This is a genomic window from Arthrobacter cavernae, from assembly GCF_017368795.1.
Taxonomy (GTDB): Bacteria; Actinomycetota; Actinomycetes; order Actinomycetales; family Micrococcaceae; genus Arthrobacter; species Arthrobacter cavernae.
Genome location: NZ_JAFNLL010000011.1, coordinates 1 through 25938, shown reverse-complemented (window position 1 = coordinate 25938; position 25938 = coordinate 1). Strand labels below are relative to the sequence as shown.

Sequence of the window (25938 nt, the reverse complement as noted above, 5' to 3'; positions counted from 1 at the left end):
AGTAGGACACCGCCGGACACACATTCAGCACGGAAGCCCCGCGCCGCCACGGCCGGGGCTTCCGCCATTTAACGCCTGAACAGTCACCCATCCCCGGCCTGCGATGCCGGTAAAGTTGGTGTTCATGAACAGTCTCTTCAGCCACGCCGAACCGGATTCCGAGCCATCCCAGGAGGCCGGCAACGAGTTGGAGCCGCTGGTATTCACCACCGTCGTGCCCTCCACGGTGTCCCACGCGTTCATGGGCTTCACGGACCACCCCCATCTGTGGTGGCCGCTGGAGGAACACAGCGTCTACGGTGCAGGCTCGCACGTGGAGTTCGAGGAGAACCTGATCCTGGAGACCGCCGAGGACGGCCGTACCTCGGTGTGGGGCACCATCGACGACTGGCAGCCTCCCCTGTCCTTCCACGCCAGTTGGTACCCGGCCAGCACTGCCCTCTGGTCGACGGAGCTTCGGGTGGCCTTCCGCGCTGTGGATGGCGGAACTGAAGTGAAGTTGATCCACGACGGCTGGGAAGGTGCCGAGGATCCCGCGGCCACGCGTGCCTCGTACGCGGAAGGCTGGCCCGGCGTCCTGGAACGCTTCGCCAGGTTCATGGGCGGTGCCGATGCCTAGGATCCGCCGGCTGGCGCGTTCCGATTGGCGGCTGCTGCGCGATGTCCGGCTTGAGATGATCGCTGACACCCCCATGGCGTACATCGAGAGCCTGGCCGCGGCCAGGCGGCAGACGGACACCCAATGGCAGGAACGGGCCTCCGCGATGGCGGAGGACTCGAGCATCACCCTGGTGGCCGACGGCGGCGAGGACGGCAGCAGGATCAGCGCCCTCATGCGCGTGGTCGTGAAGCATCCCCAGGATCTGGGAAAGCCCAAGCAAGTGATGTTGAGCAGCGTCTATGTTGCCCCCGAGCACCGCGGCCTGGGACTGGCCGACCAGCTGTTGCTGGAATCGTGCGCCGTCGCAGAGACGGAGCTGGGGGCCGGGATCATTGAACTTGGGGTCCATGAAGACAACGCCCGGGCCCTGCGGTTCTACCAGCGCCACGGCTTCTGCACCACGGGTGCCAGCCGGCCGTATCCGCAGGACAATTCACGGTCCGAGCTGGTCATGGAGCGGCGCTTGTCCTAGCCATGCGGTCCCCCGGAACGGCGGTCGCCAGGCACAGCGGTACTGGACCGGACCACGAGCGTGGTGGGGTGCCTGGTGTCGTCCGGTTCCAGGACCGGTCCGTTGTTGATGGCGCCGTTGTTGATGGCGCCCAGGAGGGTGCGGACAGCAAGGGCGCCCTGGCCCTTGGCGTCCTGGTCGATGGTGGTCAGTCCGAATACCTTGCCAAGATCGTGCCCGTCGATGCCGATGACTGAGAGGTCATCCGGGACGCGCAGGCCGAAGTCGCGCGCGGCGAGGATGGTGCCAATGGCCATTTCATCGGACGCCGCGAACACGGCCGTGGGCCGCTCAGCGGCGCTGGCCAGCAGCTGCCGGGCCGTCGCGTACGCGCCCTCGATGGTGAAGTCCGCGGAGACGAGCCATTCGGGACGGACCGGACAGCCGGCGTCGTTCATTGCTTTTTCAAAACCGCCGCGGCGGGTGCCGGGCAGCTTGAAGTCCTGTTCATAGGCTTCGTCGCCGGTCATGTGCGCGATCTTGCTGTGCCCGAGCCCGATGAGGTGGTTGGTGGCCTTCTGGGCGATGGCGAAGTCATCGATCCTGATGGTGGCGGCGCCGGGCAAGGGGCCGCCGATGCCGACGATGGGCCGGTGCACGGCAAGGAGCTGCCGGATTTCATCCTCGCTGAGTTCCAGGGAGACGGCGATGACGGCGTCCACCCTTTTGCGGAGCAGGAAGTCGTTGAAGACGCTGTGCCGGTGCTGCGGGTTCTCGCCGATGTTGTAGAGCGTGAGGTCGTAGCCGGCCTCGAGCAGCGCGGCCGAGGCGCCCTCGATCACCGCCGAGTAGAACCAGCGGTGGACCGAGGGCACCACGAGCCCGACGTTGTGCGTGCGGCCCGATGCCAGGCTCGAGGCATGGTAGGACAGCACGAATCCCAGCTCGGCAGCGGCGGCCCGGGCACGTTCACGGCTGGCGGCGGAGACGTTGCCCTTGCCGCTGAGGGCACGGGAAACGGTGGCAACGGAGAGCCCTGCGCGCTCGGCCACATCCTTGATGCCGGTCATCGCCGCTCCTCGCTGAAATTAGCTGGCCTTGAGCCAAATGGTCTCTCCCGAGCCTAGTGGATCGGCGCCCTCCGCCGCTGAACTGTGCTGGACTGAACTGCGCAGCAGGACCTCGCCGTGCGGCAGCGGCAAGGGCTCCGCGCCAAGGTTCATGACCACCAGGGTGTTGCCGTTGAGGTACGCAAGCGAGGCCTCGCCGCAGTACTCCTCGACCCACGCCAGCGATCCCTGGCCAAGCCGGAGCGTGCCGCGCCGGGCGAGCATCTCCCGGTAGAGGTTAAGGTGCGACGCCGGATCCGCCTGTTGCTTGTCCCTCGCCAGTGTGCCCCATGACTCGGGGAGCGGCAGCCAGGGATCCAGGCCGTTGCCGAAGCCGGCGTGGAGCTCGGCGGAGCGCCAGGGGAGCGGGACGCGGCAGCCGTCACGGCCGATCCGGGCGCCGCCGGTGCGGGCGAAGGTGGGGTCCTGGCGGAGGCTGCCTGGGATTTGGGTGGCGTCCGGGAGGCCGAGTTCCTCGCCCTGGTACAGATAGGCGCCGCCGGGGAGGCCCAGCATGAACATGGTGGCCGCGGCAGCCCGTCGTCGTCCGAGCTGCCCGTCCGGTTGGGGATCGCTGGGGCCGATCCCGTCGCCGTCGCGCGGCCCCGGCCCGTTGTAACCGAAGCGCGAGGCATGCCGGACGACGTCGTGGTTGGAGAGCACCCAGGTGCTGGGGGCCCCGACGGCGTCGAGCGCGGTGAGGGAATCGGAAATGACGCCGCGGAGCCGGTCCAGCTCCAGTCCGGCGTGCAGGAACGGGAAGTTGAAGGCCTGGTGCATTTCATCGGGCCGGACCCACTGGGCCAGCCGGGGGAGCGGATCCACGTTGGCCTCGGCGCACAGGATGCGGTCCGGACCGTACTCTTCCAGGATGGAGCGCCAGCGGCGGTAGATGTCGTGCAGGGCGGGCTGGCCGAACATGGGAGCCTCATGGCCCGGGAAGTCGTCGGTGCTGTTGCCGTCGGCGCGCCCGCCCCAGTCGGGCAGGCCGGCGGCCTTGACCAGTGCGTGGGCCACGTCCACCCGGAACCCGGAGATGCCGCGGTCCAGCCAGAAGCGCAGGACACGCTCGAATTCGGCGTGCACGGCAGGGTTGTCCCAGTTGAAGTCCGGCTGCGAGGAATCGAAGAGGTGCAGGTACCACTGGCCGGGCTGGCCGTCCGGCTCGGTGATGCGCGTCCAAGCGGGGCCGCCGAAGTGTGACTGCCAGTTGTTGGGAGGCTCGGTGCCGTCGGGTCCCTGGCCGTCGCGGAAGATGAACATGTCCCGTTCCGGGCTGCCGGCCGGTGCCGACAGGGCAGCTTGGAAGGCCACGTGCTGATCCGAGCAGTGGTTGGGGACGAGGTCCACGATGATGCGCAACTGGAGACGGTTGGCCTCGGCGATCAGGGCATCGAAGTCCGTGAGGCTGCCGAACAAGGGATCGACGTCACAGTAGTCGCTGACGTCATAGCCGGCGTCCCGCTGCGGCGAGCGGTAGAACGGCGACAACCACACGGCGTCGACGCCCAGCCCGGCGAGCTGGTGCAGCTCTGCGGTGATGCCCGCCAGGTCACCGATGCCATCGCCGTTGAGGTCCCGGAAGGACCGAGGGTAGATCTGGTAGATGACGGCGGAACGCCACCATCCATGCGCCGTGGAAGCGTCATGGATGGGCGTCAGTGTGCCGAGGGCCGGAGCCGCGGGGGAGAGCAAGGAGTCAACGGACATAGGGACATCCTAAGAGACAAAACTGGAAAACTGAAAGCGTTTCCAGCCTGCTTTCTCCTGCGGTTTATCCACATACGACACATTACGGGTTTCCCAAGCGGACGGTTGACATGTACTTTTGGAAGCGCTTACAGTTGTGAGCCACATCACCGACGATGCCACAGGGTCCCGTGAGGCCCTCCCGTGGAAGCAGAATTAGGAAAGGGACACCAATGAAGGTGCACAACACCCTCGCGACCCAAACAAGCCGCCGCGTCTTCGCCACCGGCGCCATCTCCGTGGTCGCGGCCCTGGCCCTGAGCGCCTGTGGCGGCAGCGCCTCCAGTGCCCCGGGCTCGGCCGCCGCCAAGCCCGACCTCAAGGCCGCCGGTGCCGGCACCATCACCATGTGGGTGGATGCGGAACGCTCCCCGGCGTTGAAGGACATCACCGAAAAGTTCAAGACGGACACCGGCATCGAGGTCAAGCTCGTGGTCAAGGACTTCGCGGCTGTCCGCGACGACTTCATCACCCAGGTCCCCACCGGCAAGGGCCCGGACCTGATCGTTGGACCGCACGACTGGATCGGAAAGTTCGTCCAGAACGGCGTGATCGCTCCCGTCGAACTCGGAGACAAGGCAGCAGGCTTCCAGGACTCCTCGATCAAGGCCATGAGCTACAACGGCGCCGTCTACGGTGTCCCGTACGCGGTCGAGAACATCGCACTTCTGCGCAACACGGCCATCGTGGACGCCAAGGCTTCCACCTTCGAAGACGTGGTGGCCAACGGCAAGAAGGCCGTGGCCGAGGGCAAGTCCACCTTCCCGTTCCTGGTGGGCATGGACCCCAAGCAGGGCGACCCCTACCACCTGTACCCGCTGCAGTCCTCCCTGGGCTCGCAGGTCTTCGGCAAGAACGCCGACGGCGGCTACGACGCCAAGCAGCTCCTGATCGGTGATGCTGCCGGCGTCGAGTTCGCCAAGAAGCTGGCCGCCTGGGGCGACGCCGGCGAGAAGATCATCAACTCCAACATCACGGGCGATATCGCCAAGGAGAAGTTCCTGGCCGGCGAATCCCCGTACTTCCTGACCGGTCCGTGGAACGTGCCGGATGTGCAGAAGAAGGGCATCAAGTTCGCCGTGGATGAGCTCCCGGCCGCCGGAGGCTCGGCAGCCCAGCCGTTCATCGGCGTCAACGGCTTCTTCATCAGCGCCAAGAGCGCCAATGCCTTGGCCACCAACGAGTTCGTGACCAACTACCTGACCTCGGAAGCGGCCCAGGACTCCATGTACAAGGCAGGCGGCCGCCCGCCGGCCCTCAAGGCCTCCTTCGAGAAGGCCGCCAGCGATCCCGTCGTTGCGGCCTTCGGCAAGATCGGCGCCACGGGCGTGCCCATGCCGGCCATCCCCGAAATGAGTGCGGTCTGGGCCGACTGGGGCGCCACCGAGCTGGCCATCATCAAGGGCCAGGCCGATCCCGCCGAGGCCTGGACCAAGATGGCCGCCAGCATCAAGGCCAAGATCGGCGGCTGACGCCGCACCCGGTGACTCCACCGGCCTGCCCCGGGCCGGGCGGCACACCACCGCCCGGCCCGTGCCAGCCGCAATCCGCTCTTCTCCAAGGATCGAAAACAGCCATGCCAAAGACAGATCTCCTCCACGAAGCACCAGACACCGCCGCGCTGGCGTCCTCGCCGGGCCGAGGCAATACCGGCGGAAGCAGCGCCGGCCTCAGCGCGGGACGCGCGGGCCGCGGCAATCGCCGCTTCGGACCCGACTCCCTCAAGGGCATCATCGTCAAGATCGTCCTGCTGGGCCTCGTGGATGCCCTGGCCGTGTACGTGTTGATGATGCTCTTCCTGAGCCAGTCCTGGGCCGCCCTGGCGGTGTCTTCCCTGGTGGTCCTGGCGATCAACTGGATCTACCTGCGCAAGGGCGGACTCCCGGCCAAGTATCTGGCACCGGGCGTGCTGTTCCTGCTCGTATTCCAGGTCCTGGTGGTGTTCTTCAGCGGCTACATCGCGTTCACCAACTACGGAGACGGGCACAACAGCACCAAGGATGACGCCATCGCGGCCATCCAGCTAACTGCCCAGAAGCGCGTTCCGGATTCTCCCGCCTATAAGGCGTCCGTGCTCACCAAGGACAACAGCTTCTATCTGCTGTTCACGGATCCGTCCGGCAAGGTGCAGTTGGGCAGCAACGGCGAACCGCTGGCAGATGCTCCTGGTGCCGGCAAGGACTCCACGGGCAAGGCCAACTCCCTGCCTGGCTATGAAACCCTGGCTTTCCAGGAAATCGTGGCGAGCCAGCAGGAGATCCTGAAGATCACCGTTCCCGTCTCGGACAATCCGGCCGACGGGACCCTGCGTACCGCGGACGGCAGCTCGGCCTACCAGTTCAAGCCCGCGCTCAGCTTTGACGCCGCCACCGACACGTTCACGGACACCGAAACGGGTGCGGTCTACCGGGACAACGGCAAGGGCGCCTTCGCCGACGACAACGGCCAGACGCTCTCCACCGGGTGGAAGATCGACGTCGGCATGGACAACTTCGCCCGGGCCTTCACCGATCCCAGCCTCCGCGGACCGCTGCTCGGTGTGATCATCTGGACCTTCACGTTCTCCGTGGCCTCCGTGGCCCTGACGTTCGTGCTGGGCCTGTTCCTGGCAACAACGTTCAACCGCGAGGACCTGCGCGGCAAGAAGGTGTACCGGATCCTGATGATCCTGCCGTATGCCTTCCCGGCCTTCCTCTCCGGTCTGGTGTGGTCCGGCATCCTTAACCCGGAGTTCGGCTGGCTCAACCAAACGCTGCTGGGCGGGGCCAACATCGGGTGGCTCACGGACCCGTTCCTGGCCAAGATCAGCGTGCTGGTGGTAAACCTCTGGCTCGGATTCCCCTACATGTTCCTGGTCTGCACGGGGGCACTGCAGTCCCTGCCCACCGAGCTGGACGAAGCGGCCCGCATGGATGGGGCCTCGGCCTGGCGCGTTTTCCGCTCGATCAAGCTGCCGCTCCTCCTGGTGTCCGTGGCGCCCCTGCTGATTTCCTCCTTCGCGTTCAACTTCAACAATTTCAACGTCATCTACATGCTGACCGGCGGCGGGCCGCGCTTCGCGGACACCGACCGTGACATCGGAGCGACCGACATCCTGATCACGCTCGTCTACAAGGTGGCCTTCGGCCAGGGCACCGGGCGCGACTACGGCCTGGCCAGCGCGCTCGCCATCATCATCTTCATCATCGTGGCCACCATTTCGGCCATCAGCTTCAAGCAGACCAAGGCACTCGAGGACGTGAACTAAATGAGCGAGGCACAGGTATTCACCCTCCCGACCAGCAAAGACACAGCGGTCGACGGCGGTCCCGCACCGCTCGCCCCCAAGCGGCGTCCGTTTGGCGCCTGGTTTAAGGACAAAGGCTGGCGGCACGCGGTCGGCATCGTCACCACGATCTTCGCGGTGTTTCCGCTCTTGTATGTGTTGTCCGCCGCGCTGGACTCAAGCGGCACCCTGGTGGGCTCCAACGGACTGTTCACCAGGATCGACCCCGGCAACTTCATCGCCCTCTTCAACGACCCCAGCCGCCCCTTCGGCCGCTGGTTCGTGAACACCCTGGTGGTGGGTGTGGTGACCTCCGCGGCCACGGTCTTCCTCGGCGCCATGGCCGCCTACGCCTTCTCGCGCATGCGTTTCAAGGGCCGCAGGATCGGACTCTTGTCCCTGCTCCTGCTGCAGATGTTCCCGCAGCTGCTGGCCGTCGTCGCGATCTTCCTGCTGCTCAGCGGCATCTCGCAGGTCATCCCGGCCCTGGGGCTGGGCAGCCAGCTCGGCCTCATCATGGTGTACCTGGGCGGCGCGCTGGGCGTGAACACCTACCTCATGTACGGCTTCTTCAACACGGTGCCGCAGTCCCTGGACGAAGCCGCCAAGATCGACGGCGCCAGCCATGTGCAGATCTTCTTCGGCATCATCCTGCGCCTGGTGACCCCGATCCTGGCCGTGGTGGGGCTCCTGGCCTTCATTGGCATCTCCAGCGAATTCGTCATTGCCAGCGTTGTGCTGACAGACCCGGACAGCCAGACACTCGCCGTCGGGCTCTACTCCTATGTGGCCCAGCAGCGCTCCGAGAACTGGGGCGTCTTTGCGGCAGGCGCCGTCATCGCCTCCATCCCGGTCATGGCACTGTTCCTCTTCCTGCAGAAGTACATCGTCAGCGGACTCACCGCCGGCTCCGTGAAAGGCTGATCATGCCCATCGTCCTTCCCCACCACGACGGCTCCGCACTCCATGCCCCGGACTCCGTCACGCTCGGCGGGACCGTCCGCCTCAGGATCCGCATCCCGCGCAGCTGGGGGACGGCGTCGCGTGTCTGGATCCGGTCCGTCCAGGACGGAGAGCCCCGCTACGACGCCGCGCTGAGCCTGGGCGAGGCCGACGGCTGGGAATGGTGGGAGGCTGGGATACTGGCGGCCAATCCGGTGGCCCGGTACCGCTTCCTGCTGGAGGCCGGAGGCCGCTACTGGAGCCTCAACGCGAAGGGCCTGTTCAGCCGCGACGTCGCCGACTCGGCCGACTTCCGACTCACCAGCTTTGCCCCGGCACCGGACTGGCTGCACCGCGCCACGATGTACCAGATCTTCCCGGACCGCTTCGCCCGCTCCACGCAGGCGGACGGCCACCCGACGCCGGACTGGGCCATCGGCTGCGGCTGGGATACACCCGTGGTGGGTGCGGGACCCGAAACGCCCGTCCAGTTCTACGGCGGCGACCTCCCCGGAATCATGGAGAAGTTGGACCATATCCAGGACCTCGGCGTGGACGTCATCTACCTGACGCCGTTCTTCCCCGCACGATCCAACCACCGCTACGACGCGTCGACCTTCGACGCCGTGGACCCCCTCCTGGGCGGGGACCAAGCCTTGGTGGACCTGGTGGAAGCAGCGCATGCCCGGGGCATCCGGGTCATGGGGGACCTGACCGCCAACCATTCCGGCGACGCCCATGAATGGTTCGTGAAGGCGCTCGCCGACCCCCGTTCCGAGGAAGCCGGCTACTACTACTTCAGCCCGGACCATTCGGACTATGAATCGTGGTGGGGTGTGCCCTCGCTGCCGAAGCTCAAATGGTCCTCGGATGCGCTCCGGCGCCGCTTTGTGCTGGACGACGATTCGGTGGTGGCCCGCTGGCTGAAGCCGCCGTTCAACCTGGACGGCTGGCGGATCGACGTCGGCAACATGACGGGGCGCCTGGGCTCAGTTGACCTTAACCACGACGTCGCGCGGCTCATCGCCGGGCGGGTGCGCGAGATCAACCCGGACGCCGCCCTCCTGGCGGAATCGACCTCCGACGCCGCGCCGGACTTCAGCGGCGAACACTGGCAGGGCGCCATGACGTACTCCAACTTCACCCGCCCGCTGTGGTCCTGGCTCGCCAAGGACGCCCCGCACGTGAACTTCTTCGGCACGCCACTCGCCGGACCCAACCGGATCGACGCGGACGATTTCCTGGCGACCCACCTGGACCTCGCCTCCGGATTTAGCTGGGATGTGCGAAATCAAAACATGAACGCCCTCAACACGCATGACACCGCGCGGGCAGCCACCGTGATGATCGACGGCGGCCAGGAGTTGGGGGCCGTGCTCATGTTCACCCTGCCGGGTGTCCCGGTGGTGTTTGCCGGCGATGAATTCGGCTTCGAAGGCTTCAACGGCGAGGATTCCCGGACCCCGATGCCCTGGACTGGACCGGAGACGGCGTCCGGGCAAGCACAGAGGGAGGAGCCAGCGCGCGTGGTCAAGGACCTCCGGGCCGGCTATTCGGCTCTTTCCCGGCTCCGGCGCGAGGAGCCTGCCCTGACGGAGGGCGGACTCCGCTGGATCCACGCCGAAGGCGACGTCCTCGTCTTCATCCGGGAAACCACCGAGTCCTCCGTGCTGGTGGCGGTAGCCCGGAGCGGCGCCCAGGCTGTGCTGGACGGCACGGTGCTTTCCGGGCCGCAGCTCGAGGCCCTCCGCGGCGCGCCGGACTTTGTCACCGGAGAGCTCACCGCAGAGCTGGCACCAGGCGGGGTGCTGCTGTCCACGGAAGGATCCGCAGCGGGTGTGTGGACTCTCCCGGGAACCGCGTTCCCCACGATCCGGACTGGGCACGATCTGGACTGAGCGCAAGATCTAGACTGGGAGCACTGAAAACACTGCGAAGACTGCCGGTTTGGCGTGTCCGCGGTGCCCACGTGCAAAGGAACCATCTTGTCTGACTACACGGCCGTGGCCGGCAATACCGAGGAAAACACCGCAGGCAGTGGAGCCGGCAACGAGGCATTCCTGGAGCGCCTTTCTTCCCGGCTCTCCCATGCACAGCTTGCCCTCGACGAGGCCACCCGAAGCAGCTACTCGATAGACCAGGGCCCCATCGTGGACCGGCACCTGCCGCTGGCCGTGGTGTGGGCCGAATCCGTTGAGAACGTCCAGCACGTTGTCCGCAGCTGCGCCGCGTACGGAATCCCCATTGTGGCGCGCGGCGCAGGCACGGGCGTCTCCGGCGGCGCGCATGCGAGCAAGGGCTGCATCGTGCTCAGCCTGGAACGCATGAACCGCATCCTGGACCTCAACCCGGACGACGAGACCGCCGTCGTCGAGCCCGGCGTCATCAACGCCGAGCTGAACGCCGCTGCCGCCGAACACGGCCTGATGTACGCGCCGGACCCGGCGAGTTTCAAGATCTCCACGATCGGCGGCAACGTGGCCACGAATGCCGGCGGGCTGCGGTGCGCCAAGTACGGCGTGACGCGCGACTCGGTGCTGGCACTGGATGTGGTCATGGCCGACGGCTCGCTGCTGCACACCGGCCACCAGACCTTCAAGGGCGTGGCCGGCTATGACCTCACGGCGCTGCTGGTGGGCTCGGAGGGGACCCTGGGGATCGTGGTTGGCGTGACCGTACGGCTCAAGTACCTTCCCCATGAGGTCCACACTGTGGCCGCCTTCTACCCGGACTTCCGCAGCGCCGCCGCCGGCGTGCTGGCCGTGGGCAAGGCCCGGGTCCAGCCGGCCATCATGGAGCTGCTGGACAACGGCACCCTGAAGCAGCTGGACGAGATGAACGGCTCGGAGCTGCAGCGGCGCGGGAGGTCCCTGCTCCTTGTTCAGACGGACGGCTTCGGAGCCGCCGCCGAGGCCGAGGTGGTGCGCCGGGTCCTGGCCGCCGGGGGCGCCGTGGTGACCACCGAGGCCAGCGAGGAAGCCGAGCAGCTCGTGGAGCTGCGCCGCAGCAGCCGCGGCGCCGAGGTGGACGACGAATTCCGCGTGGGCGAGGACATCGCTGTGCCGCGTTCACGGCTTGTTGATTTCGTGGCGGAGCTCGAAGCCATGGCCTCCCGGTACCGGGTGGGGCTCAAGGTGGTGGCCCACGCCGGCGACGGCAACCTGCACCCGACGTTCTGGATGGACCGCGTGGACGAGCAGACCGACGCGGCAGCCCTGGCCCGGCTCAACGCTGCCCTGGACGAATCCATCAGGGTAGGCCTGGACATGGGCGGCACCATCACCGGTGAGCATGGTGTGGGACAGTACAAGCTCCGTTGGCTGGGCCTGGAACAGCCCGAACCCGTCCGGGAACTGCAACGCCGGATCAAGAACCTCTTCGACCCCGCGGGCATCCTGAACCCAGGCAAGGCCATCTAGCCTTCTGGTATTCCAAAATTGCGGCACGCTTCGTCGCGTCACAATCCATCTGCGAATTTCGGCGCATTTACTTTGATGGATTCTCCTCCTAGTCTTATTTGGTATACCAAGTGAGGCGATGAGGAGACCATTCGTGCGCGACGAGCACCAAGGCGGCAGAGGCCTGCCCGGCAGCAGCAAACGATCGACGGCGGTCTGGGTGCTGCTTGCCCTGGCCCTCGTATCCATCAACCTCCGCCCGGCGATCACTACCATCGCGGGCGCCATGGGGCAGCTGGAAGCGACCTTCGCGGTGGAATCCCGGCTGCTGCCGGTGCTGGGTGCCCTGCCTGTGCTGGCCTTCGGGATATCCGCCCCCGTGGGCCCGTGGCTGGCCCGCAGGCTAGGTTCCGGCAGGGCCGTCGCGGTCGCGCTCCTGGTGCTTGCCGCAGCGCTGGCAGCCCGCGCACTGGTTCCCGGCTTCCTGTTCCCCGGGACCTTCCTGGCCGGAGCCGCCATCATGACGGCCAGCGTGCTACTGCCCCAGATCGTCAAGGAGCGCCGGGGCACCGGATGGTGGACGGGCCTGTGCACCATGGGGTTCGGCCTCGGCGCGGCCCTGGGGGCGGGCCTCGTCCAGCCCCTGCAGTCTGCCTTGGGCGGCAGCCTGGCCGGGGCGCTGGCGGTCTGGGCAGTCCCCGCGGTGTTGGGGGCGCTGCTGGTGCGCGGTGCCGCGGGACGCGGAGCAGGGCCAGCGGCCGACACACGGGCATCGACGACGACGGCCGCACCGCTGCGGAAGCAGCGCACGGCATGGGCCGTTGCGGCCTTCTTCGGGCTGCAGGCCATGCTCTACTTTGCCATCACCTCCTGGCTGGCGGTCTTCCTGGAATCCAAGGGCCTGCCGCCCGCAGAGGCCGCGGCCCTGCTGGCCTGGTTCAGCCTTGCCGGCCTGCCCGCCAGCCTCCTGGCCCCCGTTCTTGCCGGCAAACCCAGGATCCTGAGGATCATGGCCCCCGGACTGGGTCTCCTCATAGCGGGTGCGTTGCTGGGCGTGCTGGCCGCCCCGGCGGGGATGCAGTTCGCGCTGATAGGCGTGCTGGGCTTTGTCCAGAGCGCCCCGTTCGGCCTGGGCATGGCGTTGATCGTGATCCGCTCGGCGGGGCCGCGCACCGCAGGGCGGCTCTCCGCCATGAGCCAGGGGCTGGGCTTTGCCGCGGCCTCGCTGGGGCCGCTGCTTGCCGGGGTGCTGCACGGCTGGACAGGCGGCTGGACGCTCAGCTTCCTGGTGCTGGCGGGCGTGGCGCTCCTCGTTGCCGTGGCGGGCTTCGCGGCTGTCAGAGGGCCGGTGGTGTCCGTCGGCGAAACCGCCGCGGACCGCCCCGCGGAACCGGCCGCCGTCGGGCGCTGACGCGGGGCACTGGCGCCGGGGACTGGCGGGCGCAAGGCGGGCAGGGCCCGGGGAATCCCGCCCTTGTTCGCGAATCCTCGCGTTCAAGGGCGGGATATGCGAACAAGGCCAGGATTTTGCCCGGAGCTGGCAGCAATCCGCCCTGGACATTGAAGCAAACACCAGAAAGGCCGGTCCCTCCGTTTGGAATCCAAGCGGAGGGACCGGCCACTTTCCTGTTCGGCGTGGGCTAGACGAGTTCGAGCCCGTCCGCCACCACCTTGCCGCGGTGGATTACGGTGCGGTCCTTGCCTCGGTCCATGACCGCGGAGGCGACGGTTTCGCCGTCGAGCAGCAGCAGTTCAGCCGGATCGCCGGCCTCGACGCCGGGGCGGTGGGCCGTGCCCTTCAGGCGTGTGGCGCCTGGGTCAAGGATGCTGGCGCCGCCGATGGTCGCGATCGCCAGGCAGTGCTCGATGAGCTCGTCCTTGCGGAAGCCGTGGGTGAAGGCGAGCTGCCAGGTGCGGTCCAGCATGTCCGTGTTGCCGTAGGGGGACCAGTAATCGCGCTGGCCGTCCTCGCCCAGGCCCAGGCGCACGCCGGCCTCGGAGAGGAGCGGGATGGGCAGCTGGCCCGCCGCGGCCGGAGCCACCGACGCGAGCGAGACGTCCAGCTCGGCGAATTCCTCGATGAGCCTGCGGGTGGTGGCCTCGTTGACGCTGCCCAGCTGGTAAGCATGGGACATGGTGACCTTGCCCTGCATGCCCAGCGCACGGGTGCGCTCAAGCACCAAGTCCGTGCTGAAAACACCGAGTTCGCCGGGTTCGTGGAGGTGGATGTCAATGGGGACCTGGTACTTCTCGGCCAGACCGAAGACGATGTCCAGGTGCTTTGCCGGGTCCCGGTCCAGGCTGCAGGGATCGATGCCGCCCATGACGTTGGCGCCGGCCTTCAGGGCCTCCTCCATGAGCTCAACCGTACCTTCTTCGAGGAGCAGGCCGGCCTGCGGGAAGGCGATGATCTCGACGTCGGCCCGGCCCTTGAACTGCTCCTTGGCGGTGGCCACAGCCTCGAAACGCTCCAGGCGGCAGTCCACATCAACCTGGGCATACGAGCGGACGCGCGTGGTGCCGCGCGCGATCATCCGGCCCAGGGTGTTGTTGACGCGTTCCTGCAGGGGGACCTCGGCGTTGCGCCAGTTCCGGCGGTCGTTCATCATCATGGTCCACACGCCCGGACCACCGGTGTGTTCACGGAAGGGCAGGCCGATCCGGGTGGAATCCAGGTGTACGTGGACGTCCGAGAAAGACGGCACCAACAGGCGGCCGCGGCCCTCGACGACGGTCATGCCGGCCGGAACAGTGCGCGCGGCGTCGTGGGGCGCGACGCCGGTGATCTTGCCCGCAGCGACACTCACGTCGCTGAGTGCTTGCCCCCACGGGCGGACGGCGCGGATCAGGGTGTTCACTGTGTTGCTCCTTTGGTAGTGGGTCTATTTCACACCCGCCATGGCCACGGCGGCCAGTCCTGCGTGGTGGCAGGCAGGCGCGCCGAGGCTGGCGGGCGTGGGGATGTGGTCGATGCAGCGCTGCTGCTGCTCCTGCGGCAGGGTGCCGATCAGGGGGCAGCGGGTCCGGAACACGCAGCCGCTGGGCGGGTTGGCCGGGGAGGGAAGGTCACCGCGGAGCCTGATCTTCACTTGCTCGCGGGCGGCCCGCGGATCCGGCAGCGGCACGGCGGAGAGCAGCGCCTTGGTGTACGGGTGGAGGGGGTTGCGGAACAGCTCGTCCCGCGGACCCTGCTCCACGATCTTGCCCAGATACATCACCGCGACTTCGTGCGAGATGTGCCGGACCACGGAGAGGTCGTGGGCAATGAAGATGTAGGAGACCCCAGTGTCGCTTTGGATTTCCTGGAGCAGATTGACCACCTGAGCCTGCACGGACACGTCCAGGGCGGAGACGGGCTCATCGCACACGATCACGGAGGGATCCAGTGAGATGGCCCGGGCAATGCCCACGCGCTGCCGCTGGCCGCCGGAGAACTCATGCGGGAAGCGGTTGTAGTGCTCCGGCTTGAGTCCCACCTGGTCCAGCAGCTCCTTGACCCGGTTCTTCAGCCCGCCCGGCGGGTTGATCTTCTGTGCCACCATGGGCGCCGCGATGGCCGTGCCCACCGTCTGCCGTGGGTTGAGCGAGGCGAATGGGTCCTGGAAGATCATCTGGACCTTGCGCCGGAAGTTGTACAGGTCCCGGCCTCGCAGTTGGCTGATGTCGACGCCGTCGACGACGATCCGCCCGCCCGTGGGGTCCATGAGCCGGGCCACCATGCGGCCGGTGGTCGACTTTCCGCAGCCCGACTCACCCACGAGCCCCAACGTCTGGCCGCGCGCCAGACTGAACGAGACGCCGTCGACCGCTTTGACCGTTTTGCCGGCCCGGCCGGCGGCGAACAGGCCGCTCTTGATGGGGAAATGCTTCTGGAGGTTCTCCACCTGGAGAATTGCCTGGTTTTCCATGGCGGTCCTAACGCGAAGTCCGGATGGTGATGATCTGGGGGCCGCTGAGATGGCAGCGTTTGCCGTGGCCGTCCTCGACCCGCAGCTCGGGCCGCTGGCTGGCGCAGATGCCGTCCCCGGCCAGCTCGGCGTATTCGCAGCGGGCGCTGAAGATGCAGCCCTTGGGCAGGTCAAGGAGCGACGGCGGCTGGCCGGGTATGGGGTTCAGCCGGCTTGAGGGGCTGTTCAGCGTGGGCATCGAGTTGAGCAGGCCCAGGGTGTACGGGTGCCGGGTGTCGTAGAAGATCTCGTCCACCGGGCCGGATTCGACGCATTGCCCGCCATACATGACCAGCACGGAGTCGCAGACCTCGGCCACGACGCCGAGGTCGTGCGTGATGAGGATGAGCGCCGAGTTGGTTTCCTCCTGGAGTTCGGACATGAGGTCCAGGATCTGGGCCTGCACGGTGACGTCCAGCGCCGTGGTTGGCTCGTCGGCGATGAGGAGCTCAGGTTCGCAGATCAGGGCCATCGCGATCATGGCACGCTGGCGCATGCCGCCGGAGAAGTGGTGCGGGTACTCGTCAAAGCGCTGCTCGGGACTGGGAATGCCTACCCTGCCCAGCATGTCGACGGCGGCCGCCCGGGCCTGCTTCTTTGTCGCCTTGTTGTGGACCAGGTACGCCTCGGCGATCTGGTGGCCCACGGTGTAGAAGGGATGCAGGGCCGAGAGCGGGTCCTGGAAGATCATCCCGATGTTGCGGCCACGCAGTTGGCGCATGCCGGACTCGGGCAGTGTCACGAGGTCCTTGCCTTGGAACAGGGCCTGGCCGGTGACCTGCGCAGAGGTGCCCTTGAGCAGGCCCATGAGGGCCTGGCTGGTGACGGACTTGCCGGACCCGGATTCGCCCACGATGCCGAGGGTTTCGCCGCGGTCCAGGGCGAAGTCCATGCCGTTCACGGCCGAGACCACGCCGTCGTCCGTGGGGAACTTCACGGTGAGGTTGCGGACCTCGAGGAAGGCGCCGGACTGGGCGCCGGCGCGGTTTCCGGAGACGGCCGCAGCCGTCTGGGGGCTGTGCTGGATCTGGGTCATTGGAGCCTCACTCGGGGGTCAATGGCGGCATAGGCGAGGTCGACCACGACGTTCGCCACGATGACGAAGAAGGCGGCCAGCATGGTGATGGCCATGGTCACGGGCAGGTCGCCGGAGATGGCTGCGTGCACGGCGGTGAAGCCCAGACCGGGCACGGAGAAGATCTGTTCCGTGAGGACAGCCCCGCCCAGCAGCAGGCCGATGTCCATCCCGAGCATGGTGACCACGGGCGTGATGCCGGCCCGGACGCCGTGCTTGAAGGTCACGGTGCGCGGCGCAAGCCCCTTGGCCCGAGCGGTGCGGATGAAGTCCTCGCCGAAGGTCTCGATCATGTTGGCGCGCGTGACACGGATGTAGGAGGCGCTGAAGAGCACGGCCAGGGCGATCCACGGCAGCAGGTAGTTGGTCACCCACGCCCAGGGTCCGTGCGGACCGAAGGGGCTGTTGATCTCGTTGGTGGTGAAGGGCAGCAGGTGCAGCTGGTTGACGAACAGCAGCAGCAGGAACAGGCCGGTGACGGGGATGGGGAGCGAGACGCCCACCGAGGCCGCGCCGACGATGACTTTGTCCGCGGCGGAGCCCTTGCGCAAAGCAGCGAGCAGCCCCAGGCCGACGCCGGAAACGGTCCAGAGGACCAGCGCGCCGACGGCCATGGACAGCGTGTAGGGGAGGGAACGGCCGATGATGTCGGCCACGTTTTCGTTGGTCTGGAAGGACTTGCCCAGGCACGGCCATTCGCAGATGGACTGGGCGCCCGGGGCGCCGATCATGCGCGGGGAGAACAAGCCGCGCATGTAGTCGGCGTACTGGATCAGGAAAGGCTGGTCCATGCCGAGGGCCACCCGGGCCTCGGCAACGCGTTCAGGCGTGCATTCTTGTCCGCAGGCGGCCGCGGCAGGGTCCGAGGGGCCGAGCTGGAACAGGGTGAAGGTGATGAAACTGACCGCTGCGAGCAGCAGGATCAACGAACCTGCCCGGCGAAGAATGAATGTGATCATTGTGCTGGTTGCGGGCCGCCCGGTGGTTGTCGGGCGGCCCGCTTCTCCTTCTGGACGAAGCCTGTTTAGTGCTCGACGCCGACGATCGAGAGGTCGATGCCGCCGAAGAAGTAGCCCACCTGGGCGTTGCGGATGTTGGAACCGACCACGCTGTTGGTGTGGCTGCGGATCAGCGGAACGATCGGGTAGCTCTTCAGGGCTTCACCGAAGGCCTCCGACCACTTCTTGCCCAGTTCCTCCGAGGTGCCGGCGGTGTTCCGCAGCTCAAACATGGCCTTGGAGACCTGGGGATCGAAGTAGCGCGAGGTGTTGGAGAAGCCGTAGCTGGTACCGTCGTTGTTCGGGCCGAGGATGGGGTCGGCAGACGTGCGGACCGAGGCGGGGTCTGCGCCGCCGCACCAGCCCGAGCGGCCGATGTCCGGCAGCTGCTCGCTGGCCATGATCGAGTAGTAGTTCGGGGCCGGGATCGGCACGAGTTCAATCTCGATGCCGAGGGCCTTCAAGTTCTGCTGCACCACGGTGCCGGTGTTCTTGTACGCATCGCGGTTGTTGGCGTAGCCGTACGTGAGGGTCTTGGGGTAGCTCTTTCCTTCGAGGAGCTTCTTGGCTTCCTCCAACTTGGGCTTGCCGCTGGGATCCAGTTCCAGCTCTGTGGCCACGTAGCCGCGCATCTTGGCGTTGAGCGGGCTCTGCGTGATCTCGCCGAAGCGGCGTCCGCCGTACTGCACCAGGATGGACTGGCGGTCCAAGGCCAGGGCGATGGCCTTGCGGACATCCGGGTCCGTGATCTTCTGCGTGTTTAAGCTCAGGACGTCGTTGCAGCCCAGCAGCCCCGAGGCCACGCGGTCCTTGACCTGGGCATCGGCGAGTTTGGCCGAGTCCGAGGTCTGCAGGGCGCCGTTGGAATCGAGCGTGATGGCGTTGGGGTCCGAGTTGGCCAGCAGCTGCTGGCTGATGGTGGCCTGCGAGGTGGAGAGCGAGAAGCTAAACGTGTCCGGAAGTGCCAAACGGTTGGAGTCCGTGGCGGGGTCCCAGTGCGGGTTGCGCACGAGCTTGAGGGACTTGCCGCGGTTGTACGACTCCACCATGTAGGGTCCGGAGGAAACCGGGTGGTTGGTGTAGTCCAGCTTGGTGTCCTTGGCCCGGGGGACCGGAGCAGTGTTGGATCGGGAGGCCAGGGCCGGGAATTCCGCGAAGGGCTTCTTCAGGTGGAAGACCACCGTGCGCTCATCGGGGGTTTCGACTGCCTTGAGCACGGCGGCAGGATCCTTGTACGGCCCCTTGTACCCACCGGCGTCGAGCGCTGCATTCAATTCCTGCGGCGCTTGGGTGTAGACATCCTGGGCGAAGGTGCGCTCAATGCCGTACTTGATGTCAGCCGAAGTGATGGGGCTGCCGTCCTCGAACTTCACGCCTTCCTTGAGCGTGAAGGTCCAGCTGAGGCCGTCCGCGGAAACCTTGCCGGTGTCCGTGGCGAGGTCGGGGACGACGGTGGGCGGCTGGCCGGCGGTTTCCTTGGCCATGGTCAGCGTGCGGTAGTACAGCTGGCCGACATTGGCCGTCTGGACGTAGTTGCTGTTGCCGGGGTCAAGGGTCTGGAAATCGGAGGACATCAGGACGTTGATGTTGCCGCCCTTGGCCGTGAAACCGGACTTGACCACATTGGGTGCGAGCTCGGTGACGGACTCGGCGGGCTTGGCATTGCCTGCCGGGGCCTGCCCGGCGGCGCCGCAGCCGGTGGCCGCCATGGCGATCAGCACAGAAAGCGCCAGTGCTCTTGTGGGGGTTTTCATGTTGCTCCTCGTGAGGGGTGGGTGAAACGGTAATGATGGGGATTTAGTGGCGGGAAGCCTTGGGGTCCAGGGCGTCCCGGACCGCGTCGCCCAGAAGGTTGAACGCCAGGACGGTGATGATGAGCATCACGCCGGGTACGGCAAGGAACCAGGGATCGCTCAGGTACCAGTTGCCGGACTGCGCGGCGTTCAGCATCTGGCCCCACGACGGTGTGGGGTCCTTGACGCCGACGCCCAGGAAGGACAGCGCAGCCTCGGCGGAGATGTTCGTGGGGATCAGCATGGTGGCGTAGACCAGCACCACTCCCATGACGTTGGGGATGATTTGGCGGAACAGGACGCTCATGTGCGAGGCCCCAAAGGACCGGGCGGCTTCCACGAATTCGCGTTCGCGGAGGCTCAGCACCTGGCCGCGGACGATCCGTGCGAGGTACGCCCAGCCGAAGAAGCCAAGAATGATCACCAGCGAGGCCATGGGCAGGAAGCTGCCTTCGCCCAGCGGCGTGTCACGGAGCCGTGACTGAAGGATGGGCGTCAGGGACAGCACCAGGAGCAGGTGCGGGAACGCGAGGAACAGGTCCATGATGCGGCTGATGATGGCGTCCGTCTTGCCGCCGAAGTAGCCGGCCGCCGCTCCCAGGACCGTGCCCAGCACCACGGAAACAAGGGTTGATAGCAGGGCGATGGTCAGCGAGATCTGGCCGCCGTGGGCGAGCCGGGCGAACAGGTCGCGGCCCAGGCCGGGTTCGACGCCGAGCCAGTGCTGGGCCGAGGGGTACATATAGCCGGGGAGCGGCAGCCCAGGTGTCTGGAAGTCGTCCAGTACTTCCGGGCTGGTGTTGGACGTGAAGGGATCGTTGCCGGACATCGCACTGAGCACGGGGGCCAGGATGGCGAACAGCATGATGGCCACCACGACGCACAAGCTAAGGAGCGCGATCTTGCTGCGCCGGATCCTCAACCAGGCTGTAGCGAGCAATGAGCGCGCCTCGGCAGGGGCGGCTGCCTTGCGTTCCGGCGTCATTGCCGGAGAAGGCGGCGAGCTGCCGGTGTTCGGTTCGACGGACTGTAGCTGGGTCAACGGTTCTGCTCGTTTCATGATCCAGGGGAGCTGGCTCCGTGAGTTCTTGTATACCAAAATAGATTAGGGCACGATTGATGCGATGTAAATCACAAATAATGTACTGTTTGGAATACCAGATAGCTTTTCGATGCGAGCCTTAACAAGGAAAGAGGAGCCGCCGTGCCCACCAAGGTCACCGCCCGCTACGTGCTGGGCTTCAACAAGGGAGAGCACGTGCTGCTGGAAGAGGCCTGCGTGGTCTACAGCGGCGACATCATTGAGTACGTCGGACATGACTACACAGGTCCGGTGGACGAGGAACGTCACCTCGGAGATGCCCTGCTGATGCCTGGCCTGATCGACCTCGACGCCCTCACGGACATCGACCACCTCATCCTGGACAGCTGGGCCGGACCCGAGCAGGCCAAGGGGCACCAATGGTCCGAGGACTACTTTCGCCACCACCGCGACGACGTCTTCACCGCGGAAGAACGCCAGCAGATCCGCGAATACGCCCTCATCCAACTGGTCCTGCACGGCATCACCACCTACATGCCCATCGCGTCCGAGGTGCACTCCGAATGGGCCGAGCCCTTCGAGGAACTGGTGGGCATGGCCGCCACCAGCCGGAAGCTCGGTTTGCGGGCTTACCTGGGCCCCGCCTACCGCTCCGGTGTGAACGTCGTGTTGGAGACCGGCGAACGCTCCGTAATGTTCGACGACGACCGCGGCCGCCAGGGGCTTGCCGACGCCTTGCGCTTCATTGACCACGCGACAGAACTCGCCGATCCCCTGGTCAACGGTGTCCTTCTCCCGTGCCGCATCGAAACGCTGGGCATCGAACTGCTCAAAGCGACGGCGGCAGCATCCGAGGAGCGGGACGTCTTGGTGCGCCTGCACTCCCTCCAGGGACTCGTGGAACGCGAACTCATCCTGGAATGGCATGGCGTCACACCTCTCGAACTACTGGACCAAGTGGGCCTGCTCAACGAGCGCCTCCTGATCCCGCACGCCACCTACACGGACAGGAATCCTGCCGTGCACGGCGAGGACCGTGGCGACTTGGCCAGGCTGGCAGGCAGCCGAGCCAGCATCATCCACTGCCCCCTCACGTCCATGCGCTATGGCAGCGTCCTGGACTCCTTCAACGCCTACAAAGCAGCAGGCATCAACATCTCCTTGGGTACTGACTCGTTCCCGCCGGACCTGATCCGCGGCATCGATGCCGGCGTGCAGCTGGCGAAGATACTGGCCGGAACCAACGACGCCGGTGACGTCGCCGGATACTTCGACGCCGCCACCCTCGGCGGTGCGCAGGCTCTGAGGCGCCCCGACCTGGGACGGCTTGAGCCCGGAGCCCAGGCCGACATGGTGGCATTCTCCTTGGGGGACATCCGCGACGGCGTGCACGATGACCCGCTGCGCACCCTGGTCCTCAACGGCACCGCGCGCCAGGCCGTGCTCTCCGTGGTGGCGGGGCAAACCATCATGGCCGACGGCTTGATCGAGGGAGTGGATCTGGACTACTGGCGCGGGAAGGCACAGGAACTCTTCGACAAGATGCGCCGCGCCTACACCACGCGGGACGCCAGGAACCGGCCCGTCGATGAGCTCTTTCCTCCCGTGTATGCTCGGTTGGAACGCTGACCGGCGGCGTCCATGGGACGCCGCCGGCCTTGGCACGAATGGGAGTGGAACAGTGGCAGAGCCGATGCCGGAGCCAGCAAAGGGCCGTGACGACGAGGCCCGGGCCGAGCACGTCTACCAGCTGGTGCTCGAAGGGATCGTGACGGGAACCTTCGAGCAGGGCGGGCGCCTGCGCGAACGTGAGCTGTCCGAGATGTACGACGTCTCCAGGATCCCGGTCCGCGAAGCCATCCAACGGCTTGAGCAGGACGGCTTTGTGGAGACCTTCCCGCGCAGGGGAGCGGTGGTCCGCCGAATCACGCTCACCGACGTCAACGAGCTCTTCGACGTCAGGCTATGCCTCGAGGCCTTTGCCGCCAGAATGGCGGCCACGCGGGTCGGCGAGGGCCACCCTGGCGGCCGCCTGCAGGAGCTGCTGGACGACTCCCGGACCGCCATCGACGAAAACCGGACGGACGACGTCGTGCGGTTGAGCACCGAGATCCATGCCGAGATCGTCCGCTTGTCCGGCAACCGGCTGCTGATCGAATCCGTGAAGCCGCTCTTTGGCCGCATGCGCTGGATCTTCGGCCTTGCCCACAACCGCAGCAACGAGCTCCAGCGCGACGAACACACCGCCCTTTGCGATGCGATCCTCAAGGGCAGGCCGGACCTGGCGTATTCGCTGGCCTACTCACACATCGAGCTGGGCCGCGAGCCCGTGCTGGCCGGACTCGCCGAAACACTCGAACCTTAAAACGCCCGACGGCGGCACTCGCGTGAGTGCCGCCGTCGGGAATCGGTCAACGAACCTCAGTCGTCCGCGTCCGGGTACTCTTCCACCTCGTCATAGCGGCCGGATTCCTCCACCTCAACCTCAAGGATCTTGAGCAGCTCAGCGTCCGGGTTGAGCATGATGGCTGCCTCGTCGCGGCGGTGCTGCAGCACGGTGTCGAGGTAGGACTGCACGGCCTCCGCCAGCGGAATGTGCCGGTCCTGCTTCTGGCTCATGTACCAGCGGTGCTCCAGGACCTCGTGCACCACCTCCGCCGGCTCCAGCTTCCCGGCCAGGTGCCGCGGGATGGACCGTACGATCGGCTCAAAGATCTGGCTGACCCAGGCATGGGCGCTGATCTCCTCGTCGAGGTCCGGGTTGTTGTCGGCCCGGAACGAGTCCATGTCGTTGAGCAGGCGGCGGGCCTGGTTCTCCTGGGCGTCCAGGCCGGTGAGCCGGAGGAGGCGGCGCTGGTGGTGGCCCGCATCCACCACCTTGGGCTGCAGTTGGATGGTGGAACCGCCTGCGGTGGTCTTGATGGCGTATTCCTCGACGTCGAAACCGAGTTCATTGAGCCGCCGGATGCGTGCGCCAACGCGCCAGCGCTCGCCGAGCTCGAAGGATTCCTGCTCGGTCAGTTCCGCCCAGAGCCGGCGGTAGCTGTCCATGATGAGCTCGCTGGTGGCAACCGGATCAACCTTGTCCTCGATCAGCCCGCCCTCGAGCAGGTCCATGAGTTCACCGGCGATGTTGACCCGGGCTATTTCCAGATCATATTCGCGCTGGCCCGTGGAGAGGTCCGGGTAGAGCTCTCCCGTCTCGGCATCAACCAGGTACGCTGCGAACGCCCCGGCATCGCGGCGGAAGAGCGTGTTGGAGAGCGAGACGTCGCCCCAGTAGAAGCCGATCAGGTGCAGCCGGACCAGGAGCAGCGCCTGCGCGTCGATCAGGCGGGTCAAGGTGTCCTTGCGCAGCATCTGGGAGAAAAGCGCGCGGTACGGCATGGAGAACTTCAAGTGCCGCGTGACCAGCACCGGGTTGAGCGGCCTCCCCTCCGGGGTGGCGCGGCCCGTGATGACTGCCACGGGCTCCACACCGGGGACGTCCAGCCGGGCCAGCTTCCGCAGCATGTGGTATTCGTGCCGGGCCACATGCTCCGAGGTCTCCTTGACAGCGATCACCGAGCCGCCCAGGTGCGCGAACCGCACGATGTGCCGGGAAATACCGCGGGGCAGTGCCGCCAGGTACTCTGACGGCCAGTCCTCCAGCGCAATGTGCCAGGGGAGGTCCAGCAGCTCCGGGTCCGTGGCCGCGGCCGTGATGTTCAGCGATCCGATGACGCTCGCTGGAGGCGCTGTGTCCTTGGCGCTCGCGGCCTCGGTGCGGGGGAGCTTGCCGATCTGCCCGTAGTCGGTTGGTTCGTCATGCCACTGGGCACCGTTTTGCTCGCTCATGGCTCAATTGTTCCGTACTTGGGGCTCGGCGGGGACGGGTTCATCCGAAAAGGCGGGTGCGGGCGCGGCGGACCAGTCGACGTCGGGCGCTTCCTGGAACGTGACCCCCTGCCTGGCGAGGCGCTCGCCGAAGGTTCCTAGCCGGCGTCGGAAGTCCTGCAGTTCGCGGTCCTCCTGCCGGGACCAGCCGACCTCGGCGAGGGAAATGGCCCGCGGGTACGTCAGCCAGGCCGCCTGGCGGTTGCCGCGCACGGTCTCGGTCCACAATGGGCCCTCGACGCCGAGCAACTGCTCCTCGCCGATGCCGCCCTGCGCGGGGTCCCAGGCGTAGTACTCGGCCCAGGTGAACGGGCCGCCTTCCACCCATTCGAGGCCGATGGGGCTGGCGGAATCGTATTTCTGGTCCAGGTACGTGTTCGCGGCAGGGGACATCAGGATCCGGGCCCCGTTCTCCGCGGCCTGGCGCACCGCGGGGGCGAGCTCGCCGTGCCAGTACTGGACCACCGCGCCTTGCGGGAGCTCGACGTCGGCGTATTCGTTCCAACCCACCACGGTCTTGCCCAGGCCGGCGGCAATGGCGGCAAACTCCCGCACCATCGCAACGTAATTGTCGTGGCCCGTCACGAGGGCCTCGTCGCCGCCGATGTGCAGGTAGGGGCCCGGGGTGATGGCGGCGAGCTGGCCCAGGACCTCGCGGACGAACTCATAGGTGAGGGGGTTGGCGGCGTCCAGGGTGGAATAACCCACCTCGCCGCTGGTGTTCATGGGCCGGGGCCGGCCGTCCGGGTTCAGCTGCGGGAGGGCAGCGAGGGCGGCATTGACGTGCCCGGGGAGGTCGATCTCCGGGACGATGAGCACGTTCCTGGTGGCCGCATAGTCCACGATCTCCCGGAAGTCCTGCTGCGTGTAGAAGCCGGTGTGGCCGGGGGTGAGCCCGACGCCGGGGTGGTCCACGGCGCCCTGCCCGCCAACACTGGTGAGCCGGCTATAGTCCAGCCCGGATGGGTTCTCCGCCGGATTATGGATCTCGATGCGCCAGGCCTGGTCGTCCGTGAGGTGCAGGTGCAGGGCGTTGAGCTTGAACTGGCTCATCGTGTCGATCTGCTGCTTGACCTCCGCGACGGTGAAGAAGCTGCGTGCGACGTCCAGCATCAGGCCGCGGTAGGGCAGCCGCGGAGTGTCGGCGATCTCGACGGCGGGAACCGTCCAAGCAGGCTCGGTCCCGCCCGTGCCCTCAGCCGCGCCCTCAACCGCTGCCGGGAACAACTGGCGGAGGGTCTGGACGGCGTTGAACAGGCCGGCGGGGTCCGTCGCCGTAAGGCGGACCGACTCCGCGGTGACGCTCACGGCATAGGCCTCAGGGCCGCCGTCGGGCATGTCCGTAAACTCCAGGACAAGATCACCGGGCAGGGCCTCGGCAACGAGCGGCAGGGCGTAGCCCGTGGCGCGGCGCAGCAGCGCGGCGAGCTGGCCCGCGGAGGCCAGTGCCCCGCCGGAGGCCGCGATGCGGGCCGAGGCGTGAAGCGTGAATGCCGCGCTGCCACTGGTGGCAAGGTGCTGCGGCCGGGGGATCAGGTTTTCCGCCAGGTTCATTGGGTCCTTTGACGAGGGTCGTTAACGGCGACGGCGGCCCGTCCAATCAGGAGGGGCCGCCGTCGTTAGTGCGGTGGG

Annotated in this window: 20 protein-coding genes; 10 read left to right on the top strand and 10 right to left on the bottom strand. The window is 66.8% G+C overall.

Annotation, left to right across the window (positions count from 1 at the left end):
• The first annotated feature begins 124 nt into the window (after nt 1-124).
• Together J1902_RS06330 and J1902_RS06325 are read left to right on the top strand one after the other, a co-directional pair.
• On the top strand, nt 125-619 hold the full coding sequence (locus tag J1902_RS06330; protein WP_207615409.1) for an SRPBCC domain-containing protein: 495 nt from the start codon (nt 125-127) through the stop codon (nt 617-619).
• Complete coding sequence (locus J1902_RS06325; protein WP_242701689.1) at nt 612-1133, top strand: GNAT family N-acetyltransferase; 522 nt, start codon at nt 612-614, stop codon at nt 1131-1133. Before J1902_RS06330 ends, J1902_RS06325 begins: the two co-directional genes overlap by 8 nt.
• On the opposite strand, the gene J1902_RS06320 is transcribed toward J1902_RS06325, so the two are convergent.
• Nucleotides 1130-2182, bottom strand: coding sequence for a LacI family DNA-binding transcriptional regulator (locus J1902_RS06320; RefSeq protein ID WP_207615408.1), 1053 nt, complete (start codon nt 2180-2182; stop codon nt 1130-1132). The two genes, J1902_RS06325 and J1902_RS06320, sit on opposite strands and share 4 nt — an antisense overlap.
• Nucleotides 2183-2200: 18 nt before the next feature.
• On the bottom strand, nt 2201-3931 hold the full coding sequence (locus J1902_RS06315; RefSeq protein ID WP_207615407.1) for a glycoside hydrolase family 13 protein: 1731 nt from the start codon (nt 3929-3931) through the stop codon (nt 2201-2203).
• Nucleotides 3932-4143: 212 nt separating this feature from the next.
• On the opposite strand from J1902_RS06315, the gene J1902_RS06310 reads away from it, so the two are divergent.
• The 6 genes from J1902_RS06310 to J1902_RS06285 all read left to right on the top strand — a co-directional run bounded on the left by J1902_RS06310 (nt 4144) and on the right by J1902_RS06285 (nt 12986).
• Nucleotides 4144-5442 (top strand): sugar ABC transporter substrate-binding protein, encoded by a 1299-nt coding sequence (locus tag J1902_RS06310; RefSeq protein WP_207615406.1) that lies wholly within the window; start codon nt 4144-4146, stop codon nt 5440-5442.
• Nucleotides 5443-5546: 104 nt separating this feature from the next.
• Nucleotides 5547-7217, top strand: coding sequence for an ABC transporter permease subunit (locus J1902_RS06305; protein WP_207615405.1), 1671 nt, complete (start codon nt 5547-5549; stop codon nt 7215-7217).
• Nucleotides 7218-8159 (top strand): sugar ABC transporter permease, encoded by a 942-nt coding sequence (locus J1902_RS06300; RefSeq protein WP_207615404.1) that lies wholly within the window; start codon nt 7218-7220, stop codon nt 8157-8159.
• Nucleotides 8160-8161: 2 nt separating this feature from the next.
• Entirely contained in the window at nt 8162-10075 is a 1914-nt protein-coding gene (locus J1902_RS06295) for a glycoside hydrolase family 13 protein (protein ID WP_207615403.1), read from the top strand.
• A gap of 87 nt (nt 10076-10162) precedes the next feature.
• On the top strand, nt 10163-11596 hold the full coding sequence (locus tag J1902_RS06290) for an FAD-binding oxidoreductase (RefSeq protein WP_372434389.1): 1434 nt from the start codon (nt 10163-10165) through the stop codon (nt 11594-11596).
• Nucleotides 11597-11729: 133 nt separating this feature from the next.
• A complete protein-coding gene (locus J1902_RS06285; protein WP_307794384.1) occupies nt 11730-12986 on the top strand; it encodes an MFS transporter in 1257 nt (418 codons plus the stop codon).
• 229 nt (nt 12987-13215) lie between these two features.
• Here the strand turns inward: J1902_RS06285 and J1902_RS06280 are convergent, their stop codons facing one another.
• From J1902_RS06280 to J1902_RS06255, 6 genes are all read right to left on the bottom strand, one after another.
• Nucleotides 13216-14433 (bottom strand): amidohydrolase family protein, encoded by a 1218-nt coding sequence (locus J1902_RS06280; protein ID WP_207615401.1) that lies wholly within the window; start codon nt 14431-14433, stop codon nt 13216-13218.
• A 24-nt stretch (nt 14434-14457) separates the two neighbouring features.
• Nucleotides 14458-15483 (bottom strand): ABC transporter ATP-binding protein, encoded by a 1026-nt coding sequence (locus J1902_RS06275; protein ID WP_207615400.1) that lies wholly within the window; start codon nt 15481-15483, stop codon nt 14458-14460.
• Between the two features lie 7 nt (nt 15484-15490).
• A complete protein-coding gene (locus tag J1902_RS06270; protein ID WP_207615399.1) occupies nt 15491-16558 on the bottom strand; it encodes an ABC transporter ATP-binding protein in 1068 nt (355 codons plus the stop codon).
• Entirely contained in the window at nt 16555-17556 is a 1002-nt protein-coding gene (locus tag J1902_RS06265; protein ID WP_207615398.1) for an ABC transporter permease, read from the bottom strand. The genes J1902_RS06270 and J1902_RS06265 overlap by 4 nt, the downstream gene beginning before the upstream one ends.
• A gap of 65 nt (nt 17557-17621) precedes the next feature.
• The gene (locus tag J1902_RS06260) at nt 17622-19349 is read right to left on the bottom strand and encodes an ABC transporter substrate-binding protein (RefSeq protein WP_207615397.1); all 1728 of its coding nucleotides are present in this window, start codon (nt 19347-19349) and stop codon (nt 17622-17624) included.
• Nucleotides 19350-19392: 43 nt separating this feature from the next.
• Nucleotides 19393-20373, bottom strand: coding sequence for an ABC transporter permease (locus J1902_RS06255; RefSeq protein WP_207615411.1), 981 nt, complete (start codon nt 20371-20373; stop codon nt 19393-19395).
• Between the two features lie 219 nt (nt 20374-20592).
• On the opposite strand from J1902_RS06255, the gene J1902_RS06250 reads away from it, so the two are divergent.
• Nucleotides 20593-22059, top strand: coding sequence for a chlorohydrolase family protein (locus J1902_RS06250; RefSeq protein WP_207615396.1), 1467 nt, complete (start codon nt 20593-20595; stop codon nt 22057-22059).
• A gap of 64 nt (nt 22060-22123) precedes the next feature.
• On the top strand, nt 22124-22795 hold the full coding sequence (locus J1902_RS06245) for a GntR family transcriptional regulator (RefSeq protein ID WP_242701688.1): 672 nt from the start codon (nt 22124-22126) through the stop codon (nt 22793-22795).
• Between the two features lie 56 nt (nt 22796-22851).
• Here J1902_RS06245 and J1902_RS06240 read toward each other — a convergent pair whose 3' ends face one another.
• On the bottom strand, nt 22852-24267 hold the full coding sequence (locus tag J1902_RS06240; RefSeq protein WP_207615395.1) for a DUF4032 domain-containing protein: 1416 nt from the start codon (nt 24265-24267) through the stop codon (nt 22852-22854).
• A gap of 3 nt (nt 24268-24270) precedes the next feature.
• Entirely contained in the window at nt 24271-25860 is a 1590-nt protein-coding gene (locus J1902_RS06235; protein ID WP_242701687.1) for a beta-N-acetylhexosaminidase, read from the bottom strand.
• Nucleotides 25861-25938 lie beyond the last annotated feature (78 nt).

Excerpts from the sequence above, each read along its gene's own strand:
- J1902_RS06315 (WP_207615407.1), bottom strand. The coding sequence starts at position 3,931 with ATGTCCGTTGACTCCTTGCTCTCCCCCGCGGCTCCGGCCCTCGGCACA.
- J1902_RS06245 (WP_242701688.1), top strand. The coding sequence starts at position 22,124 with ATGCCGGAGCCAGCAAAGGGCCGTGACGACGAGGCCCGGGCCGAGCAC.
- J1902_RS06320 (WP_207615408.1), bottom strand. The coding sequence starts at position 2,182 with ATGACCGGCATCAAGGATGTGGCCGAGCGCGCAGGGCTCTCCGTTGCC.
- J1902_RS06265 (WP_207615398.1), bottom strand. The coding sequence starts at position 17,556 with ATGATCACATTCATTCTTCGCCGGGCAGGTTCGTTGATCCTGCTGCTC.
- J1902_RS06310 (WP_207615406.1), top strand. The coding sequence starts at position 4,144 with ATGAAGGTGCACAACACCCTCGCGACCCAAACAAGCCGCCGCGTCTTC.
- J1902_RS06325 (WP_242701689.1), top strand. The coding sequence starts at position 612 with ATGCCTAGGATCCGCCGGCTGGCGCGTTCCGATTGGCGGCTGCTGCGC.
- J1902_RS06275 (WP_207615400.1), bottom strand. The coding sequence starts at position 15,483 with ATGGAAAACCAGGCAATTCTCCAGGTGGAGAACCTCCAGAAGCATTTC.
- J1902_RS06305 (WP_207615405.1), top strand. The coding sequence starts at position 5,547 with ATGCCAAAGACAGATCTCCTCCACGAAGCACCAGACACCGCCGCGCTG.
- J1902_RS06270 (WP_207615399.1), bottom strand. The coding sequence starts at position 16,558 with ATGACCCAGATCCAGCACAGCCCCCAGACGGCTGCGGCCGTCTCCGGA.
- J1902_RS06240 (WP_207615395.1), bottom strand. The coding sequence starts at position 24,267 with ATGAGCGAGCAAAACGGTGCCCAGTGGCATGACGAACCAACCGACTAC.
- J1902_RS06300 (WP_207615404.1), top strand. The coding sequence starts at position 7,218 with ATGAGCGAGGCACAGGTATTCACCCTCCCGACCAGCAAAGACACAGCG.
- J1902_RS06260 (WP_207615397.1), bottom strand. The coding sequence starts at position 19,349 with ATGAAAACCCCCACAAGAGCACTGGCGCTTTCTGTGCTGATCGCCATG.
- J1902_RS06255 (WP_207615411.1), bottom strand. The coding sequence starts at position 20,373 with ATGACGCCGGAACGCAAGGCAGCCGCCCCTGCCGAGGCGCGCTCATTG.
- J1902_RS06330 (WP_207615409.1), top strand. The coding sequence starts at position 125 with ATGAACAGTCTCTTCAGCCACGCCGAACCGGATTCCGAGCCATCCCAG.
- J1902_RS06235 (WP_242701687.1), bottom strand. The coding sequence starts at position 25,860 with ATGAACCTGGCGGAAAACCTGATCCCCCGGCCGCAGCACCTTGCCACC.
- J1902_RS06295 (WP_207615403.1), top strand. The coding sequence starts at position 8,162 with ATGCCCATCGTCCTTCCCCACCACGACGGCTCCGCACTCCATGCCCCG.